2 protein-coding genes are annotated in these 21,501 nt (G+C 77.7%); both read right to left on the bottom strand.

Features of this window, described 5'->3' with window-relative positions:
- Nucleotides 1-77: 77 nt before the first annotated feature.
- Nucleotides 78-10,610 (bottom strand): SDR family NAD(P)-dependent oxidoreductase, encoded by a 10,533-nt coding sequence (locus ACZ63H_RS16280; protein WP_469865431.1) that lies wholly within the window; start codon nucleotides 10,608-10,610, stop codon nucleotides 78-80.
- Between the two features lie 110 nt (nucleotides 10,611-10,720).
- Entirely contained in the window at nucleotides 10,721-21,418 is a 10,698-nt protein-coding gene (locus tag ACZ63H_RS16275) for an SDR family NAD(P)-dependent oxidoreductase (RefSeq protein WP_469865429.1), read from the bottom strand.
- Nucleotides 21,419-21,501: the final 83 nt, after the last annotated feature.

Here is a 21,501-nt window from a genome sequence, read left to right as displayed (position 1 = left end):
GCCCCGCCGCGCGGGAGGCGCGGCGCGCGGCCCCACCGGGAGGTCACCGGCGGGGCCGCGTGCCGCGCGCCACCCGGTCAGCTGAAGCTGCCGAGTTCGTCGTCCAGGATGCCGAACAGCTCGTCGGCGGTGGCCGTCTCCAGCCCCGTCCCGCCGACGGCCCCGGTGCCGCCCTCGCGCCACTCGCCGGTGCCGTCCCAGCGCGCGCTGAGGGTGCGCAGCCGGGCCGCCACCCGGGCGCGCTGCTCCTCGTCCAGTGCGGACGAGTCCAGCGCGCTCCCCAGCACCTCCTCCAGCCGCACCACTTCCGCCTCGACGTCGACGGCCGGCCCGGCGGCACGGTCGCCGCCCAGCTCCGTGAACAGGTGCCGGGCGAGGGCGTCGGAGGTCGGGTAGTCGAAGGTGAGCGTGGTGGACAGGCGCAGGCCGGTGTCCGCGCCGAGCCGGTTGCGCAGTTCCAGCGCGGCCAGCGAGTCCACGCCCAGGTCGCCCAGGGGGCGCTGGGGGTCGACGGCGCTGCCGGAGGCATGGCCGAGGACGTCGGCGACATGCCCGCACACCGTCTCCACCAGCAGCTCCAGCGCGTCGGCGGCGCCGAGGCGGGCCAGCCGCTCCGGCAGCGGCTCGGCGGTCGCGGGCGCGAGGACGGCCGCCGGGCGGGCGGGGCGCCGTGCGGCGGCGGGGGCGAGGTTGCGTACCAGGGCGGGGGCGTCCTCGGTGACCCGCACGCGCACCGGCAGCAGCAGGGCCCGGTCGGCGGCCGGTGCCCGCCCGGCGGTCAGCGCACGGTCGAACAGGGCCAGGGCGCGGTCGGCGGGCAGCGGCAGGATGCCGTCGCGGGCCAGCCGGCGCAGCTCGGTCTCGCCGAGCCCGGCCGCCATCCCCTCCCCCGTGTCCCACAGTCCCCAGCCCAGCGAGAGGGCGGGCAGCCCCTCGGCGCGCCGCCGGACGGCCAGGGCGTCCAGGAAGGCGTTCCCCGCCGCGTAGTTGGCCTGGCCCGCCGCGCCCAGGGTGCCGGCGGCGGACGAGAACAGCACGAACGCGGCGAGGCCGAGGTCGCGGGTCAGCTCGTGCAGGTGCCAGGCGGCGTCGGCCTTGGGGCGCATGACCGCCTCCAGCCGTTCGGCGGTGAGGTCGGTGACCAGGCCGTCGTCCAGGACCCCCGCGGCGTGCACGACGGCGGTCAGCGGGTGCGCGGGGGGCACGGACGCCAGCAGGCCGGCGAGCGCGGCCCGGTCGGTGACGTCGCAGGCGGCGACGGTCACGCTCGCGCCCAGGGCGGCCAGGTCGTCCAGGGCGCCGGGCTCGGGCAGCCGCCCGCCCCGGCCTGCCAGCAGCAGGTGCCGGACGCCGTGCCGGGTCACCAGGTGCCGGGCCAGCAGCCGCCCGAGGCTCCCGGTGCCACCGGTGACCAGAACGGTCCCCTCCGGGTCCAGAACGACTCGCTCCGGGTCCGGATCGGTCGCCCGGCCGGTGGTCTCCGGGTCCGGGGCGGTGACGCGGGTCAGCTCCGGGGCGTACGCCGTGCCGGCGCGCAGGGCGAGTTCGGGGGCGCCGGTGGCCACGGCGGCCGGGAGGGCGCCGGCCGAGGCGTCCTCGCCGTCGGTGTCGACGAGGACGAGGCGGCCCGGGTGCTCGACCGCGGCCGACCGCACCAGGCCCCAGATCACGGCCTGCGCCGGGTCGGGCACGTCGTCGGCGTGGACGGCGACGGCGGACCGGGTCAGCACCACCAGCGGCACGCCGTCGGGTGCGTCGGCGAGGTGCCGTCGCAGCGCGGCGAGGACGCGTACGGCGGTCTCGCGGGCCACCACGGGCGGTTCGGCGCCGGGGGCGGGATCCGCGGTGAGGGTGCGCGGTGCGGGCGCCGGGCCGCCCGCGGGGACCGGCAGCTCGGTCCACCGCAGCCCGAACAGGTCGCCGGGCTCGGGCGCGGCCGCGTTCAGCTGGTCGGCGGTCACCTGGCGGATGCGCAGCGCGGTCACCTCGGCCACGGGCGCGCCCGTGCCGTCGTACAGGCGCAGGGTCATGTGGTCGGTGCCGTGCGGGGTCAGCCGCAGCCGCACCGCCGTGGCACCGGTCGCGTGCAGGGTGACGCCCTCCCAGGAGAAGGGCAGGGTGAGCACGGTCGGGTCCTGGCCGTCGAGCAGGTCGATGGCGTGCAGGGTGGAGTCGAGCAGCGCCGGGTGCAGGGCGAAGCCGTCGGCCGCGGCGGGCTCGGGCAGGGCGAGTTCGGCCCAGACCTCCGCGCCGAGCCGCCACGCGCCGCGCAGGCAGCGGAACAGCGGGCCGTAGGCGTAGCCCTGCGCGGCCAGGTGGTCGTAGGTACCGGTGACGTCCACGGGTACGGCGCCGGCGGGCGGCCAGTCGGTCAGGGCGGCCGGTTCCGGTGCGGTGCGGGGGGCGAGGACGCCGGTGGCGTGCCGGGTCCACGTACCGTCCGTGCCCTCCGGGCGGGCGTGCACGGTGAGCGTCCGGTGCCCGTCGGCGCCGGGGGCGGCGGCGGTCACCTGGAGGTGGACGGCGCCGTTCCCGGGCAGCACCAGCGGGCGTTCCAGGGTGAGTTCCGCGAGGTGCGGGCAGCCGGTGCGGTCGCCGGCCTGGACGGCCAGTTCGACGAGGGCGCTGCCCGGCACGAGGACGACACCGGCCACGGCGTGGTCGCCGAGCCAGGGGTGGGTGGCCAGGGAGAGGCGGCCGGTGAGGGTGACCCGGTCGTCGTCGGCGAGGTCCAGGGCCGCGCCGAGCATCGGGTGCCCGGTCGGGGCCTGGCCGAGGCCGCCCGCGTCGGCGACCGTGCCGGGCTCGTCGTCCAGCCACAGCCGCCGCCGCTGGAAGGCGTAGGTGGGCAGGTCGGTGCGGCGGGCGCCGGTGCCGGCGAACACCCGCCGCCAGTCGACGGGGACCCCGCGCACGTGGGCGGTGCCGAGCAGGGCCGCGAAGGTCCGCTCCTCGTCCCGGTCGCGGCGCAGCGCCGGGACGAACGCCGACCGTCCGGCGTCGGCGACGGCGTGCGCGCCCAGGGCCGTCAGGACGGCGTCGGGTCCGAGTTCGAGGAAGGTGCGCACCCCGTCGGCCTCCAGCGCGCGGACGCCGTCGCCGAAGCGGACCGTCTCGCGGACGTGCCGCACCCAGTACCCGGGGTCGCACACCTCGTCCTCGCCGGCGAGCGCTCCGGTCAGGTTGGAGACGAGGGGGATCGCGGGCGGCGCGTACCGCAGCTCCCGGGCCGTCTTCTCGAACTCCGCGAGCATCGGGTCCATCAGCGGCGAGTGGAAGGCGTGGCTGACCCGCAGCCGCCGGGTGCGGCGGCCGGGGAAGGCGGCGGCGACCGCGGCCACGGCGGCCTCGGTGCCGGAGACGACGACGGCGCGGGGCCCGTTGACGGCGGCGACGGACACCTCGGGGCCGAGGTGGGGCAGCACCTCGGCCTCGGTGGCGTCGAGGGCGAGCATCGCGCCCCCGGCGGGCAGCGCCTGCATCAGCCGGCCGCGCGCGGCGACCAGCCGGGCGGCGTCCGCGAGGTCCCACACCCCGGCGACGTGCGCGGCCGTCAGTTCGCCGATGGAGTGGCCGGCCAGCCGGTCCGGGCGTACGCCGTGGGACTCCAGCAGCCGGTACGCGGCGGTCTCCACGGCGAACAGGGCGCTCTGGGTGTAGAGGGTGTGGTCGAGCAGGCCGGCGTCCTCGGTGCCGGGCTCGGCCCACATCACCTCCCGCAGCGGGCGGTCGAGATGGGCGTCGAGTGCCCGGCAGACCTCGTCGAGCGCGTCCCGGAAGGCGGGGTGGGCGGCGTACAGGCCCCGGCCCATGCCCGGGCGCTGGGCGCCCTGGCCGGTGAAGAGGACGGCCGTCTTGCCGCCTTCGGGCCGGCCGCGGACCACGGCGTCGGAGCCGGTGCCGTCGGCCAGCGCGGTGAGCGCGGCGAGGAGTTCGTCCTCGTCGCGGGCGACGACGGCGGCCCGGTGGGTGAGGGCGGCGCGGCCCGTGGCCAGGGAGCGGGCGAGGTCGGGCAGCGGCCGGCCGGCGACCGCGCGCAGCCGGGCGGCCTGGGCGGCCAGCGCCTCGGGGGTGGCCCCGGAGACGACGAGCGGCAGCAGCGGGACCGGGGCCGGGTCCGGTGCGGGCTCCTCGGCGGGTGCCTCCTCGATGATGGTGTGGACGTTGGTGCCGCTGATGCCGAAGGAGGACACCGCCGCCCGGCGCGGCCGGTCCGTGGCCGGCCACGGGCGTTCCTCGGTCAGCAGCCGTACGTTCCCCGCCTCCCAGTCGACCTGGGACGACGGCTTGTCCACGTGCAGGGTCCTGGGCAGCACGCCGTGGCGCATCGCCATGACCATCTTGATGATCCCGGCGACCCCGGCCGCGGCCTGGGTGTGCCCGATGTTCGACTTGACCGAGCCCAGCCACAGCGGCTCGGCCCGGTCCTGGCCGTAGGTGGCCAGCAGCGCCTGCGCCTCGATCGGGTCGCCCAGCGTCGTCCCCGTGCCATGCGCCTCGACGGCGTCCACGTCGGCCGGGGTGAGGTGCGCGGCGGCCAGCGCCTGCCGGATCACCCGCTGCTGGGAGGGGCCGTTGGGGGCGGTGAGGCCGTTGGAGGCGCCGTCCTGGTTGACGGCGGAGCCCCGGACGACGGCCAGCACCGGATGACCGTTGCGGCGGGCGTCGGAGAGCCGCTCCAGCACCAGCATGCCGGCGCCCTCGGACAGGGCCGTGCCGTCCGCCGCGTCGGCGAAGGACTTGGCGTGGCCGTCGGCCGCCAGGTTGCGCTGCCTGCTGAAGTCCACGAACGTGTCGACGGTCGACATCACGGACACCCCGCCCGCCAGCGCCAGCGTGCACTCGCCCTGCCGCAGCGCCTGCGCGGCCAGGTGCAGCGCCACCAGGGACGACGAGCAGGCCGTGTCGACCGTGAGCGTCGGGCCCTCCAGGCCGAGGGCGTAGGCGACCCGGCCGGAGGCCACGCTGCCGAGGCTGCCGTTGCCGAGGTGGTCGCGCACGGCCTCGGGGACGCGGCGCAGCCGGCTGCCGTAGTCGTGGTACATGACGCCCGCGAACACGCCGGTACGGCTGCCGCGCACGGAGTGCGGGTCGATGCCGGCCCGCTCCAGCGCCTCCCAGGACGTCTCCAGCAGCAGCCGCTGCTGCGGGTCCATGGCCAGGGCCTCGCGCGGGCCGATGCCGAAGAAGTCGGGGTCGAAGTCGGCGGCGTCGTACAGGAATCCGCCGGACCGGGTGACGGAGTGGCCGGCCTTGCCGGGCTCCGGGTCGTACAGGCCGTCCAGGTCCCAGCCGCGGTCGGCGGGGAAGGCGCCGATGCCGTCGCCGCCGTCGGCCAGCAGCCGCCACAGCTCCTCGGGGGTGGCGACGCCGCCGGGGTAGCGGCAGGCCATGGCGACGATGGCGACCGGCTCGTCCGCCTCCCGCACGGTGACGTCGGCGGCGGACCCGTCGTCCTCGCCGAACAGTTCCGTCCTGAGGTGGGCGACGAGCGCGCCCGCGTCCGGGTAGTCGAAGACCAGGGTGGCGGGCAGGCGCAGGCCCACCGCGGCGCCCAGCCGGTTGCGCAGTTCCACCGCCGTCAGCGAGTCGAACCCGGACTCGCGGAAGGAGCGGCGCGGATCCAGCGTCATGTCGCTGCCGTGGCCGAGCACGGCGGCGACCTGGGTGCGGACCAGTTCCAGGAGGGCCGCGTCGCGCTCGGCGGGGCCGAGGGCGGCGAGCCGGTCGGCGAGCGGGGCGGAGTCCGCGCGGGTGGCCGCCGTGCGGCGGACGCGGGCGGGCACCAGGCCGCGCAGCACCGCCGGGACGTCCGTGGCCCGGCGCAGCGCGGCCGTGTCCAGGCCGACCGGGAGCAGCAGCGGCTCGGCGGCGCCCAGGGCCGCGTCGAGCAGGCGCAGCCCCTCCTCGGTGGACAGCGGGCGGACGCCCGCGCGGGCCATGCGGGCCACGTCGGCGTCGGTGAGGTGCGCGGTCAGGCCGGTGCGCTGCTCCCAGAAGCCCCAGGCCAGCGAGTGCGCGGGCAGGCCGTGGTGGGTGCGGTGGGCGGCCAGCGCGTCGAGGAAGGCGTTGGCGGCGGCGTAGCCGGACTGGCCCGCGCCGTCGACCGTGCCCGCGGCGGAGGAGAACAGTACGAAGGCGGCGAGGCCGAGGTCGCGGGTCAGCTCGTGCAGGTGCCAGGCGGCGTCCGCCTTGGGCCGCAGCACGGCGGCCAGGCGCTCGGCCGTCTGGTCGGTCACCAGGCCGTCGTCCAGGACGCCGGCGAGGTGGAAGACGGCGGTCAGCGGGCGGTGCGGTGGTATCCCGGCGAGCAGCCCGGCCAGTTGGTCCCGGTCGGCGGCGTCGCAGCGGGCCACGGTGACCTCGGCGTCCAGGCCGGCGAAGTCCTCGGCGGCGGTGCCGCTGCGGCCGGCCAGCACCAGGTGGCGGACGCCGTGCTCGGCGACCAGGTGCCGGGCGACCAGGGCGCCGAGCACACCGGTACCGCCGGTGATCAGCACGGTGCCGTCCGGGTCGAGGGCCGGTGCCTGGCCCCGCGGGGTGGCCCGGGCGAGCCGGGGCACGCGCACGGCGCCGTCGCGCAGGGCGAGCTGGGGTTCACCGCTCGCCGCGGCGGCGGCCACGGCGGCGCCGGCGACATCGGCGACATCGGCGAAGGAGTCCACGAGCACGAACCGCCCGGGGTGCTCCCCCTGGGCCGCCCGGACCAGGCCCCACACCGCGGCGCCCGTCAGGTCGGTGACGTCCTCCCGGCCCGCCGCCACGGCGCCCCGGGTGAGGACCAGCAGCCGGGCGTCGGCGGTGCGTTCGTCGGCCAGCCAGTCCTGTACGGCGCTCAGCACGCGCTCGGCCGCCCGGTGTGTGCCGGTGCCCGGGCCGTCGCCGCCGGCGGGCAGCACCACCCACGCCGGGACGGTCTCCAGCGCGGCCGGGCCCCGTTCGTCCAGGACCGTGTACCCGGGCGTGGGTGCCTCGGGTACCGGCAGGGCCGGCCAGTCCAGCCGGTACAGGGCGTCGGCGCGGGCGGCGGAGGTGAGCGCGGCCGGGTCGACGGGCCGGGAGACCAGGGACTCGGCCTCGGCGACCGGGGCGCCCGTGGGGTCGGCGAGCTGGAGGGCGAGCGCGTCCCCGGTGCCGTGCAGGCGGACCCGCAGGGCGGTGGCCCCGGCCGCGTACAGCGAGACCCCGGTCCAGGAGAACGGCAGCCGGGTGCCGTCCCGGCCGTCGGCGGTGAGGCCGTCGGCGTGCAGCGCGGCGTCGAACAGGGCCGGGTGCAGGGCGAACCCGTCCGCCTCGCCGGGGAGTTCGACCTCGGCGAACGTCTCGTCGCCGCGCCGCCACACGGCGCGCAGCCCCTGGAAGGCGGGCCCGTAGTCGTAGCCGAGGGCGGCCAGGCGGTCGTAGGCGTCCTCGGCCGGTACGGGCCGCGCGCCCGGCGGCGGCCAGGCCGTGAGGTCGAAGGCGGGGGCGGCGGCCCGGGGGGCGAGCAGGCCGGTGGCGTGCCGCGTCCAGGCGGTGTCGTCGTCGCCCTCGGGGCGGGAGTGGACGGTCAGCGCGCGGTGTCCGGTGTCGTCGGCGGCGGCCACGTGCAGCTGGAGCTGGACGGCGCCCCGCTCGGGCAGGGTCAGCGGTGCCTGGAGGGTGAGTTCGGCCAGGTGCCCGCAGCCGAGCCGGTGGCCGGCGCCGAGGGCCAGTTCGACCAGGGCGGTGCCGGGCAGCAGGGGGGTGCCGGACACGGCGTGGTCGGCCAGCCAGGGTGTGGTGGCGGTGGCGAGCCGGCCGGTGAACACGGTGCCGCCCTCGGCGACCGGGACGGCGGCGCCGAGCAGGGGGTGGCCGGTGGTCTGGAGTCCGGCGGCGGTGACGTCGCCGCCGCCGGCGGACCGGCCCAGCCAGTACCGCTCGCGCTGGAAGGCGTAGGTGGGCAGGTCGGCGGTGCGCACCGGCAGACCGTCGAAGACGGGTGCCCAGTCCACCGGGAGGCCGGCGACGAATGCCTCGCCGAGGGCGGTCAGCAGGCGCTCGGCGCCGCCGTCGTCGCGGCGCAGGGAGCCGAGGCCGGTGACGGTGGCGCCGGCGGTGTCGGCGGTCTCCTCGACACTGTGCAGCAGCACGGGGTGCGGGCTGCACTCGACGAACACGCCGTACCCGGCGTCGAGCAGGGTGCGGGTGGCCGGTGCGAACAGCACGGTCTGCCGGAGGTTGGTGTACCAGTAGCCGGCGTCCAGGCCGGTGGTGTCGAGGCGGGTGCCGGTGACGGTGGAGTAGAACGGCACCTCGGCGGGCCGGGGCCGGATGCCCGCCAGGTCGGCGAGGAGTCGCTCCCGGATCGACTCGACGTGCGCGGAGTGCGAGGCGTAGTCCACGGGGAGCCGCTTGGCGCGGTCGCCGCCGGCCACGACGGCCGCGCGGAGCGCGTCGAGGGCGTCGGCGTCGCCGGACAGCACCACGGAGGAGGCGCCGTTGACGGCGGCCACCGAGACCCGGCCGGCGTAGGGCGCGAGGAGGTCGCGGACCCGGGCCTCGGGCAGGGCCACCGACATCATGCCGCCGCGGCCGGACAGTTCCCGGGCGATGGCCCGGCTGCGCAGGGCCACCACGCGGGCGCCGTCGGCGAGGGAGAGCGCGCCGGCCACGCAGGCGGCGGCGATCTCGCCCTGGGAGTGGCCGACGACGGCGGCCGGCCGGATCCCGTGGGCGCGCCACACCTCGGCGAGGGACACCATGATCGCCCACAGCACGGGCTGGACGACGTCCACGCGGTCCAGCGGCTGCCGGGCCCGTACGGTCTCGAGGAGGTCCCAGTCGGTGACGGGGGCGAGGGCGGCGGCGCAGTCGGCCATGCGCGCGGCGAACACCGGTGAGGTGTCGAGGAGGTCGGCGGCCATGCCGGCCCACTGGGAGCCCTGCCCGGGGAAGACGAAGGCGACGCGGGACTCCCCCGCCGGCCGGCCGCGCACCACGTTCGGCGCGGTGTCGTCGCCCTCGGCGAGGGCGGTCAGCCCGGCGGTGAGGGCGGCCGGGTGGGCCGCGGTGACGACGGCCCGCTCGTCCAGCGCGGCGCGCCCGGTGGCGAGGGTGTGGGCGATGTCGGGGACGGGGTCGGCGCCGGTGGCGAGGTGGTCGAGGAGGCGGCGGGCCTGGGCGGCCAGGCCGCGGGGGCCGTTGCCGGACAGCACCAGCGGGAGCGGGCCGTTCCAGGCGGGGTCCGCGGCGCGGGGTTCGGTCTCGGGGGCGGCCTCGATGATGACGTGTGCGTTGGTGCCGCTGATGCCGAAGGAGGAGACGGCGGCGCGGCGGGGCTCGCCGTCGTCGGGCCAGTCCCGGGCCTCGCGGAGCAGTTCGACGGCGCCCGCGTCCCAGTCGACCTGGGTGGTGGGGTGTTCGGCGTGCAGGGTCCTGGGGAGCCGGCCGTGGCGCATCGCCATGACCATCTTGATGACGCCGGCGACCCCGGCGGCGGCCTGGGTGTGCCCGATGTTCGACTTGACCGAGCCCAGCCACAGCGGCTCGGCCCGGTCCTGGCCGTAGGTGGCGAGCAGCGCCTGCGCCTCGATGGGGTCGCCGAGCGGGGTGCCGGTGCCGTGCGCCTCGACGGCGTGCACCTGGTGGGGTTCGAGGCGGGCGCCCGCGAGGGCGGCGCGGATGACGCGCTGCTGGGAGGGGCCGTTGGGGGCGGTCAGGCCGTTGGAGGCGCCGTCCTGGTTGACGGCCGAGCCGCGGACGACGGCCAGCACCCGGTGGCCGTTGCGGCGGGCGTCGGAGAGCCGCTCCAGCAGGAGCAGGCCGGCGCCCTCGCCCCAGCCGGTGCCGTCGGCGCCGTCGGCGAAGGACTTGCAGCGGCCGTCGAGGGCGAGGCCGCGCTGACGGGAGAAGTCGACGAAGGTGTCCGGGGTGGACATGACGGTCACGCCGCCGGCCAGGGCGAGGGTGCACTCGCCGGTGCGCAGGGCCTGGACGGCGAGGTGCAGGGCGACCAGGGAGGAGGAGCAGGCGGTGTCGACGGTGACGGCGGGCCCCTCCAGGCCGAGGAGGTAGGAGACGCGGCCGGAGGCGACGCTGCCGAGGTTGCCGTTGCCGAGGTAGCCCTCGACGCCCTCGGGGACGTCGGTGAGCCAGCTGCCGTAGTCGTGGTACATGACGCCCGCGTAGATGCCGGTGCGGCTGCCCTTGAGGGTGTGCGGGTCGATGCCGGCGCGCTCGAAGGCCTCCCAGGCGGTCTCCAGCAGCAGCCGCTGCTGCGGGTCCATGGCGAGGGCCTCGCGGGGGCTGATGCCGAAGAAGCCGGGGTCGAACCGGGCCGCGTCGTACAGGAATCCGCCCTCGCGGACATGGGTGCGGCCGGGGGTGTCGGGGTCGGGGTCGTAGATGCCCTCGACGTCCCAGCCGCGGTCGTCGGGGAAGTCGCCGACGGCGTCCGTGCCGGTGTCGACCAGCTGCCACAGCTGTTCGGGGGTCTGTACGCCGCCGGGGTAGCGGCAGCTCATGGCGACGATCGCGACGGGCTCGTGCGCCGCCTCGGTGATCCGTTCGTTCTGCACGCGCAGCCGCTCGTTCTCGAGCAATGACTCGCGCAGCGCCTCGACGATCTGCTCGACGGATGTGTCCACGGTCGGTGTCGCTCCCTGCTGGCTCGGCGGCGCTGGTGACGCGGTGGCGGGTGCGCCGGTGCGGGTGGCCCGGTGCCGGACGCGGCGCGTCGTCCGGCACCGGGGGTGGGTCACTGGGGGGCGGTGCGGTCGAGGGCGGCGCGCACCAGGTCGGCCACGGCCATGGTCCTGATGTCCCTGGCCGGTTCGGCGGGGGCGGGGTCCGCGGCGGGCTCGGACAGCTTCAGCAGGCTGTCCAGCAGTCCGGCGGCGCGGAGGCGGGCGACGGGGATGCGGGAGATCAGGGCGCGCACCTCGTCGTCGTCGCCGGGCGCGGCCGGCTCGGGCTCCGGCCGCAGCCGCTGGAGGAGGTGGCCGGCGAGGGCGGCCGGGGTGGCGTAGTCGAAGATGAGGGTGGAGGGCAGCCGCAGTCCGCTGGCCGCGCCCAGGCGGTTGCGCAGTTCCACGGCGGCGAGCGAGTCGAAGCCGAGTTCGGTGAAGGCGCGGCGGGGTTCCACGGCGGCGGGCCCGGGGTGGCCGAGGACGGCGGCCACTTCGGTGCGGACCGCCTCCAGCACGGTGTGCTCGTGGTCGGCGGCGGGCAGGGCGGCCAGCCGTTCGCCGAGGGTGCGGGCGTGGTCGGCGCGGTCCGGGCGGGCGGTGGCGCCGGCCAGGGTCCGCAGCACGGCCGGGACGTCGTCGGCGCGGCGGCGCAGGGCGGCGGTGTCCAGCCGTACCGGGACCAGGGCGGGGGTGCCCGCGGCCACGGCGGCGTCGAACAGGTCCAGTGCCTCGTCCGGGTCGAGCGCGCCGATGCCGGTGCGTTCGATGCGCTGGACGTCGGCCGTGCCGAGCGCGGCGCCCATGCCGCCGCCGGACCACAGGCCCCAGGCGAGGGAGGTGGCGGGCAGGCCGAGGGCGGCGCGGTGGGCGGCCAGGGCGTCGAGGAAGGCGTTGGCGGCGGCGTAGTTGCCCTGCCCGGAGGCGTCGAGGGTGCCGGCGGCCGAGGAGAACAGCACGAAGTGGGCCAGTTCCCTGTCCCGGGTCAGGTCGTGCAGGTGCCAGGCGGCGTCCGCCTTGGGCCGCAGGACGGTGTCCAGCCGCGCCGGGGTCAGCGAGCCGATCAGGGCGTCGTCCAGGACGCCGGCGGTGTGCACGACGCTGTCCACGGGGTGCGCGGTGAGCAGGGCGGCGAGCGCGGCGCGGTCGGCGACGTCGCAGGCGACGAGGTCGGCCTCGGCGCCGAGGTCCGCGAGGTCGGCGCGCAGTGCGGCGGCGCCGGGCGCGTCGGGGCCGCGGCGGCTGGTCAGCACCAGGCGGGTGACGCCGTGCCGGGCGGCCAGGTGGCGGGCGACGAGGGCGCCGAGTCCGCCGGTGCCGCCGGTGACGAGGACGGTGCCCCACGGGCGGTCCGCGGTCTCGGTGTCGTCGGCGCGGACCAGGCGGGGCGCGTGGGCGGTGCCGTCCCGCCAGCGGACCTCGGGCTCCCCGGAGTCGAGGAGGGCGGCCAGCGCGGCCCGGTCGGGCACGGGTGCGCCGGGGGCGGCCCGCCCGACGAGGAGGATCCGGCCGGGGTCCTCGGCCTGTGCGGCCCGCACCAGTCCGTGCACCGCCGCGTCGGCGAGTGAGCCGCCGGTGAGGACCACGAGCACCGAGCCGGCGTACCGGTCGTCGGCCGTCCAGGACCGCAGGACCTCCAGGGTGCGGCCGAGCGCGCCGCGCACGGCCGCGGGCACGTCGTCCGCGCGGGGAGCCGTGACGGGCAGGATCACCACGTCCGGCACCGGGGTGCCGAGCGCCTCCAGGCCGGGGTGGAGGGGGGCGCCGAGGCCGAGGTCGTCGTCGCCGAGGACCGCCCAGCTCCGGCGGTCGGGGCGCCCGGCGGCCTCGGGCAGGGGTGTCTCGGCGACGGCGTAGAGGTGGCGGCGGCGCCGGGTGAGCCGGTCGGCGGTGACCGGCCGGGTGACGTAGGAGGCGACGGTGGCCAGGGGCCGGCCGTCGGTGTCCGCCAGCTCGATGCGGGTGCCGTCGGTGTGGCGGGTGACGCGGACCCGGGCGGTCAGGGACGCCTGGGCGTGCACGGTGACCCCGGTCCAGGCGAAGGGCAGGGCGACGCCGTCGGACGGCCCGTCGGGCGCCGGTTCGCCGTCGAGCAGGGAGGTGACGTGCAGGGCGGAGTCCAGCAGCGCGGGGTGCAGGACGTGCCGGGCGGCGTCCTGGCCCGCCCGTGCGGGCAGTTCCAGGTCGGCGAGGAGGGTGTCGCCGTCCCGCCAGGCGGCCCGGACGCCCTGGAAGACGGGGCCGTAGTCGTAGCCCTCGGTGTGCAGGCGCGGGTAGAGGCCGCCGACGTCGAGCGGGGTGGCCCCGGGCGGCGGCCAGGCGCCGGCCGCGGGCGCGGGGGCGGGTGCGGAGTCGGTGAGGGTGCCGCTGGCGTGGTGGGTCCAGCCCTCGTCGGCAGGGGCGTGCTCGGCGCGGGAGTGGATCTCCACGGTGCCGTCGGCGCGGGCGGCGACCTGGAGGCGGACGGCGGTGTCGCCGGGCAGCGCCAGCGGGGCGTGCAGGGTCAGCTCGTCCAGGACGGGACGGCCGGTCAGGCGTCCGGCGTGCAGGGCGAGGTCGACCAGTGCGGCGCCGGGCACCAGGACCGTGCCCAGCACGGCGTGGTCGGCGAGGACCGGGTGGGTGGCGGTGGAGATCCGGCCGGTGAGCAGCACCCCGGCGTCGCCGGGCAGGTCCAGGCGGGCGCTGACCAGCGGGTGCCCGGCGGCGGCGAGCCCGTGCCCGGCGGCGTCGCCGGCGGTGACGGCGGGCACGGGCAGCCAGTACCGCTGGTGGGCGAAGGCGTAGGTGGGCAGGTCGACCGGGCGCCCCGCGTACGTCCCGTACAGCACGGCCCAGTCGACGTCGTGGCCCCGGGTGTGGACGGCGGCCAGGGCGGCGAGCAGGCCGGGCAGCTCGGCGGTGTCCTTGCGGGCGGCGGGGACGAAGGCGGTGTCCTCGGCGTCCGGCAGGCAGTCGGGGCCGAGGGCGGTGAGCACGGGGGCGGCGCCGAGTTCGAGGAAGGTGCCGGTGCCCTGCGCGGCCAGCGTGGCGACCGCGTCGGCGAAGCGGACGGTCTCCCGCACGTGCCGTGCCCAGTAGTCGGCGGAGCCGAGATCGGCGGCGGTGGCCGGGGCGCCGGTGAGGGTGGAGACGATCGGTATGGCCGGTTCGGCGGCCGGCAGAGCGGCCATGACGTCCCGGAAGGCGGCCAGCATGGGGGCCATGCGGGGCGAGTGGAAGGCGTGCGAGACGCGCAGCCGGCGGGCGCCGGCGAAGTGTGCGGCGACCTCGGTGACGGCGTCCTCGTCGCCGGAGACGACCACGGCCGCAGGGCCGTTGACGGCGGCGATCGCGCACCGCTCGCCGTCCACCAGCGCGGCGACCTCCTCCTCGGACGCCTGGACGGCGACCATCGCGCCGCCCGCGGGCAGCGCCTGCATGAGCCGGCCGCGGGCGGCGACGGCGGTGACGGCGTCCGGCAGCGACCACACGCCGGCGACGTGCGCGGCGGCGAACTCGCCGACGGAGTGCCCGGCGAGCCGGTCCGGGCGCAGTCCGAAGGACTCCAGCAGCCGGTAGAGGGCCACTTGGGTGGTGAACAGGGCGGCCTGGGTGTAGGCGGTCTGCTCCAGGGCCGCGGGATCGTCGCCGAGGACGACCTCGGCGAGGGGCCGTTCGAGGTGCTTGTCGAAGAGCGCGGCGACGCGGTCGAAGTGTTCGGCGTAGACGGGGAAGGCGTCGTACCAGTCGCGCCCCATGCCGGGGCGCTGGGCGCCCTGGCCGGAGAACAGGTAGGCCAGGTCGCCGTCGGTCGCGGTGCCGGTCACCAGCAGTCCGGGGGCCTCGGTGCCGTGGGCGAGGGCGTCCAGGGCGGTGGCCGTCCGGTCGGCGTCGGTGGCGAGGAGGACGGCGCGGTGCGGGTGGGTGGCGCGGGTGGTGGCGAGGGCCAGGCCGAGGTCGGCGGGGGCGGTGCCGGTCAGGTCCAGCAGCCGCCGGGCCTGGCCGCGCAGGGCCTCGGGTGAGCGGGCGGAGACGGGGAGGGCAAGGACCGGCGGGGCGGTGGCGGGGTCCGGTTCGGCGGGCTCGGGTGCGGGGAACTCCTCCAGGATCACGTGGGCGTTGGTGCCGCTGATCCCGAAGGAGGAGACGCCCGCCCGGCGGGGCCGGCCGGTCTCGGGCCACGGGCGCCGCTCGGTGAGCAGTTCCACGGCGCCGGCACTCCAGTCGACCTGGTGCGACGGCGCGTCGACGTGCAGGGTCCTGGGCAGCACGCCGTGGCGCATCGCCATGACCATCTTGATGATCCCGGCGACCCCGGCCGCGGCCTGGGTGTGCCCCATGTTGGACTTGACCGAGCCCAGCCACAGCGGCTCCTCGCGGTCCTGGCCGTAGGTGGCCAGCAGCGCCTGCGCCTCGATCGGGTCGCCCAGCGTCGTCCCCGTGCCGTGCGCCTCGACGGCGTCCACGTCGGCCGGGGTGAGCCCGGCGGAGGCCAGCGCGGCGCGGATGACGCGCTGCTGGGAGGGGCCGTTGGGGGCGGTCAGGCCGTTGGAGGCGCCGTCGGAGTTGACGGCGGAGCCGCGCACCAGGGCGAGGACCCGGTGGCCGTTGCGGCGGGCGTCGGAGAGGCGTTCCACGACGAGCATGCCGGCGCCCTCGCCCCAGCCGGTGCCGTCGGCCGCGGCGGCGAAGGACTTGCAGCGGCCGTCGGCGGCCAGTCCGCGCTGCCGGGCGAAGTCCACGAAGGTGTCAGGTGTCGACATGACGGTGACGCCGCCGACCAGGGCGAGGTCGCACTCGCCCTGCCGCAGCGCCTGGGCCGCCAGGTGCAGGGTGACCAGCGAGGAGGAGCATGCGGTGTCGACGGTGACGGCCGGCCCCTCCAGGCCGAGGGCGTAGGCGACCCGGCCGGAGACGACGCTGCCGAGGCTGCCGTTGCCGAGGTAGGCGGCGAGGTCCTCGGGGACCTCGGCGAGCCAGGTGCCGTAGTCGTGGTACATGACGCCCGCGAACACACCGGTGCGGGAGCCGCGCAGCCGGTGCGGGTCGATGGCGGAGCGCTCCAGGGCCTCCCAGGACACCTCCAGCAGGAGCCGCTGCTGGGGGTCCATGGCGGTGGCCTCGCGGGGGCCGATGCCGAAGAAGCCGGCGTCGAACCCGGCCGCGTCGTACAGGAAGGCGCCCTCGCGGGTGTAGGTGCGGCCGGGGGTGCCCGGCTCGGGGTCGTACAGCGCCTCGGTGTCCCAGCCGCGGTCCGCCGGGAAGCCGCCGACCGCGTCGACGCCGTCGGCGACGAGCCGCCACAGGTCCTCCGGGGAACGGACCTCGCCGGGGTAGCGGCAGCTCATGCCGACGATGGCGATCGGGTCGTCGTCCAAGGCGGTGCGGGCGGGGGCGGCGGGGGTCCGGTCGGGGCCGGTGCCGAAGAGGGTGTCGCGGATGTGGGCGGCCAGGGCGCGGGAGGTGGGGTGGTCGAAGACGAGGGTGGCGGGCAGCCGCAGCCCGGTGGCGGTGTTCAGCCGGTTGCGCAGCTCGACGGCGGCGAGCGAGTCGAAGCCGAGGTCGGTGAAGGCCCGGCCGGGGTCCACGGCGGACGGGCCGTCGTGCCGCAGCACGGCCGCGACCTCGGTGCGCACGAGGTGGAGCAGGGCGCGGTCGCGGTCGGCGGCGGGCAGCTCGGCGAGCCGTCCGTCGGTGACCGGCGCGGGGGCGGTGCCCGCCGCGGCCCGGCGGACGGCCGGGCGGACGAGGCCGGTCAGCAGCGGGGGCACGCCGTCGGGGCGGCGGCGGACGGCGGCGGTGTCGATCTCCACCGGCAGCAGGTGGGGGGCGCCGGAGCGGACGGCGGCGTCGAACAGTTCCAGGGAGCGGGCGGCGGACAGTCCGGGCACGCCGTAGGCGGCGATGCGTTCGCGGGCGGCGTCGTCCAGGGCGGCGCCCATGCCGGTGTCGGTGGCCCACAGGCTCCAGCCGAGGGAGGTGGCGGGCAGGCCGAGGGCGGCGCGGTGGGCGGCGAGGGCGTCCAGGTAGGCGTTGGCGGCGGCGTAGTTGCCCTGCCCGGCTCCGTCGAGGACGGCGGCGAGGGAGGAGAACAGCACGAAGCGGGCGAGCCGGCGGTCCCGGGTCAGTTCGTGCAGGTGCCAGGCGCCCAGGGCCTTGGCGTGGAAGACCTCGTCGACCATCGCGTCGGTGAGGGTGTCCACGACGCCGTCGCGGACGGTGCCCGCCGCGTGCACGACGGAGTCCACCGGGTGCCGCTCCAGCAGGCGGCGCAGTGCCTCGCGGTCGCCCGTGTCGCAGGCGGCGACGGTCACCTCGGCGCCCAGTGCGGTGAGTTCGGCGTGCAGGTCGGGCGCGGTGCCGCGGCGGCCGGCGAGCACCAGGCGGCGTACCCCGTGGGCGGCCACCAGGTGGCGGGCGAGGAGCGCGCCGAGGCCGCCGGTGCCGCCGGTGACGAGGACGGTGCCCCAGTCGGCCGCCGTCTCCTCGCCCGGCGGCCGCACGGTCAGCCGGGGCACGCTGAACCCGCCGTCGGCCAGGGAGAGTTCGGGTTCGCCGGTGGCGAGGACGCGGCGCAGGTCGGTCTCGGAGGGCAGCGTCTCGTGCTCGACCAGGACGTAGCGGCCGGGGTTCTCGGCCTGGGCCGAGCGGACCAGGCCGCGGACGGCCGCGTGGGCGGGGCTGCCGGGCGGGGTGACGAGGACCAGCCGGGTCCCGGCGAGGCGTGCGTCGCCCTGCCAGGTGCGCAGCAGGCCGAGGACGTGGCGGACGTGGGCGCGCGCCTCGCCGGCGTCGGCGTCCGCCGGGCCGGGGACGCGGTACACGAGGGCGTCCGGGGCGGGTCCGTCCCCCAGCGGCTCGGCGGCGTCCGTGAGGACGGCGGTCCGCAGGGGCCCGGTGGTCGCGGGCCGGGGGTACGGCCGCCAGTCCACCGCGTACAGGACGTCCTGGTCCGGTACGGGTCGGGAGGTCAGGGCCTCGACGGCGGCCACCGGGGCGCCGGCGGGGTCGGCGAGGTGCACGGCGATCGTGTCGCCGCCCCGGCGGGTGATCCGTACGCGCAGGGCGGTGGCGCCGGTGGCGTGCAGGGTGACACCGGTGAAGGCGAACGGCACCAGCACCTCCGGACGCGGCGGGGTGCCGAGGTCGGCGGCGTGCAGCGCGGCGTCGAGCAGTGCCGGGTGCAGGCCGAACGCGCCGGCGTCGGCGGCCGCGTCCTCGGGCAGGGCGACCTCGGCGTAGACGTCGTCGCCGTGCCGCCAGGCGGCGCGCAGCCCCTGGAAGGCGGGCCCGTAGTCGTAGCCCTGTCCGGCGAGATCGGCGTACACGCCGGTGGTGTCCAGCGGCCGGGCGTCGCGCGGCGGCCACTCGGTGAGGGGCACGGGCTCGGGCGGGGCGGCGGCGGTGAGGACGCCCGTGGCGTGCTGCGTCCAGGGCGCGGCCCGGTCCGCGCGGCTGTGCACGGTGACGGTGCGCCGGCCGGTGGCGTCGGGTTCGCCGACGGCGACCTGTACGGCGATGTCCTCCTCGGCGCGCAGCACGAGCGGGGCGCCGAGGGTCAGCTCCTCCAGGGTGCCGGCGCCGGCGTGCTCGCCCGCGCGCAGGGCGAGTTCGACGAAGGCGGTGCCGGGCAGGAGCACCCGGCCGGCGATGACGTGGTCGGCGAGCCAGGGCTGCGCGCGGGTGGACAGACGGCCGGTGAGGACGACGCCCTCGGCGCCGACGGCGACCACGGCCGCCAGCAGCGGGTGGCCGGCGGGGAGCTGGCCGAGGCCGGTGGCGTCGGTGCCGGTGCGCTGCTCCAGCCAGAACCGGCGCCGCTGGAAGGGGTAGCCGGGCAGGTCGATCCGGCGCCCGCCGAGGCCGGCGAAGTGCCGCCGCCAGTCGACGGGGACGCCCCGGGCGTGGACGGCGGCCAGCGCGGCGAGAGCCTCGCGCGGCTCGGACCGCTCGCGCCGCAGCACCGGCAGGAACGCGGTGCCGGGTGTGCCGGCGCAGTCGGGGCCCATGGCGGAGAGCACGGCGTCCGGGCCGACCTCCAGGAAGGTGCGCACCCCGGCGTCGGCGAGGGAGCGGACGGCGTCGTGGAAGCGGACCTGTGCGCGGACGTGCTCCACCCAGTACTCGGGGTCGCGCAGTTCGGCGGTGACGGGGCCGCCGGTGACGGTGGAGACGATCGGCAGCCTCGGTTCGGCGTAATCCAGGACGTGCGCGATCCGGCGGAACTCGGCCAGCATCGGGTCCATCAGCGGCGAGTGGAAGGCGTGGCTGACCCGCAGCCGCTTGGTGTCGTGGCCGCGGGCGGCGAGTTCGGCGGTGATCAGCTCCACGTCGGCCGCGTCGCCGGAGACGACGACGGCGGCGGGCCCGTTGACGGCGGCGATGCCGGTGCGGGCGGTGAGCAGGGGCGCCACCTCGTCCGCGGCGGCGCGTACGGCGACCATGGCGCCGCCCTCGGGCAGGGCCTGCATCAGCCGGCCACGCGCGGCGACCAGGATCGTGGCGTCCTGGAGGGTGAGGACGCCGGCGACGTGGGCGGCGGCGATCTCCCCGACGGAGTGCCCGGCGAGCTGGTCCGGGGCGAGGCCCCAGCTCTCCAGCAGCCGGTACAGGGCCACCTCCACGGCGAACAGCGCGGGCTGCGCGTACTCGGTGCGGTGCAGCAGCTCCGCCTCCGGGGTGCCGGGGCCGGCGAAGAGGATCTCCTTCAGCGGGCGGTCGAGCTGGAGGTCGAAGTGGGCGCAGACGTCGTCCAGGGCGTCGGCGAACACCGGGTGGGCGTCGGCGAGTTCGCGGCCCATGCCGGGGCGCTGGCTGCCCTGCCCGGTGAACAGGAAGCCGAGTTCGCCGTCGGCGCGCGGGGTGGGCGGGGTGGTCCCGGAGGCCAGGGCGTCGAGGGCGGCGCGCAGTTCGGCGCGGTCGGCGGCGACGAGGACGGCCCGGTCGGGCAGCGCGGCCCGGGTGGTGGCCAGCGAGTGGGCGAGGTCCGCGAGACCGGCCTCGTCCGCCAGCGGCAGCAGGTCGGCGGCGCGGGCGCGCAGGGCGGCCTCGCCCCGGGCGGACAGGACGAACGGCAGCGGCGTCCCGGCGGGCGGGGCGGGACGCGTGTCCGGGCCGGGCGCCCGGAGCTCGGGCTCGGGCTCGGGCCCGGGTTGTTCGAGGATGACGTGCGCGTTGGTGCCGCTGACGCCGAACGAGGACACCCCGGCCCGCCGGGCCCGGCCGGTGTCGGGCCAGGCGCGCGGCGCGGTGACGAGTTCCACGGCCCCGGAGGACCAGTCGACGTGCGGGGTGGGCGCGTCGACGTGGAGGGTGGCCGGTACCTGTCCGTGCTCCATGGCGAGGACGGTCTTGATCAGGCCGGCGGCACCGGCGGCGGCCTGGGTGTGCCCGAGGTTGGACTTGACGGAGCCGAGCAGCAGCGGCGCGCCGGCGGGCCGGTCCTGGCCGTAGGTGGCGAGCAGCGCGGTGGCCTCGATGGGGTCGCCGAGCCGGGTGCCGGTGCCGTGCGCCTCGACCACGTCGACGTCGGCGGCGGTGAGGCCGGCGTCGGCGAGCGCCCGGCGGATCAGCCGCTGCTGGGCGGTGCCGCTGGGCGCGGTCAGGCCGTTGGAGGCGCCGTCCTGGTTGACGGCCGAGCCGCGCACCAGGGCCAGCACCCGGTGGCCGTTGCGGCGGGCGTCGGAGAGCCGTTCCAGGACGAGCACGCCGACGCCCTCGGCGAATCCGGTGCCGTCGGCGGTGGCGGAGAACGCCTTGCAGCGTCCGTCGGGGGCGAGGCCGCGCTGCCGGCTGAAGGCGGTGAACACCCCGGGGCCGCCCATGACGGCCACGCCGCCGGCGAGCGCGAGCGAGGACTCGCCCTGCCTGAGCGAGCGGCACGCCAGGTGGACGGCGACCAGGGCGGCGGAGCAGGCGGTGTCCACGGTGACCGCGGGCCCCTCGGTGCCCAGCACGTAGGCGACGCGGCCGGATATGACGCTGTTGGCGTTCCCGGCGAGGAGATAGGCGTCCAGGCCGTCCGGGGCGTCGTGCAGGCGCGGGCCGTACTCCTGGATCTCGGCGCCGAGGAACATGCCGGCCGGGGTGCCGCGCAGCGCCGTGGGGTCGATGCCGGCGTCCTCCAGGGCCTGCCAGGAGGTCTCCAGCACGAGCCGCTGCTGCGGGTCCATGCCGAGCGCCTCGCGGGGGCTGATCCCGAAGAAGTCGGCGTCGAACTCGGTGGCGGTGTCGAGGAATCCGCCGCTGCGCACGTACGTGCTGCCGGGCACCTCGGGGTCCTCGTGGTAGAGGGCGTCCAGGTCCCAGCCGCGGTCGCGGGGGAAGCCGGTCAGCACCTCGCCCCCCTCGGTGAGCAGCCGCCACAGGTCGGCGGGCGAGGCGATGCCGCCGGGGAAGCGGCAGCCCATGCCGACGACGGCGACCGGTTCGCCGGGGTCCGGGTCACCGGCCGGCTCGGCGGGGGCGTCCGGGGTGCCGTGGACCTCGGCGAGCAGCCGGGCCGCGAGGTCCTGGACGGTCGGGCAGTCGTAGGCGAGGCCGACCGGCAGGTCGAGGCCGGTCAGCGCGGTCAGCCGCCGGTGCAGGTCGACCGCGGCCAGCGAGTCGAGTCCCTGCGCGGCGAGGGGCGCGGCCGGATCGAGCGGGGCCGGCGTGCCCGGCCGGGCCGTCTCGATCGCCTCGGCCACGGCCGTGCGCACCAGGTCGGTCACCAGCGCGCGGTGCCGGGAGGGGACGGCCGTGGCGAGCCGTCGTGCCAGAGCTGAGTCGGATCCGGGCCCGTTCATCCACGCATCTCCACTTTCGGCCGACACCGGTTTTCCTCACCTTTTTCCACACCGTAGTGACGGCCTCCGAAAGGCCACACCCT

The organism is Streptomyces sp. NPDC104831 (genome assembly GCF_055583025.1).
Note: the sequence above shows the minus strand (reverse complement) of the source record. Positions and strands in the feature narration are given on the sequence as shown.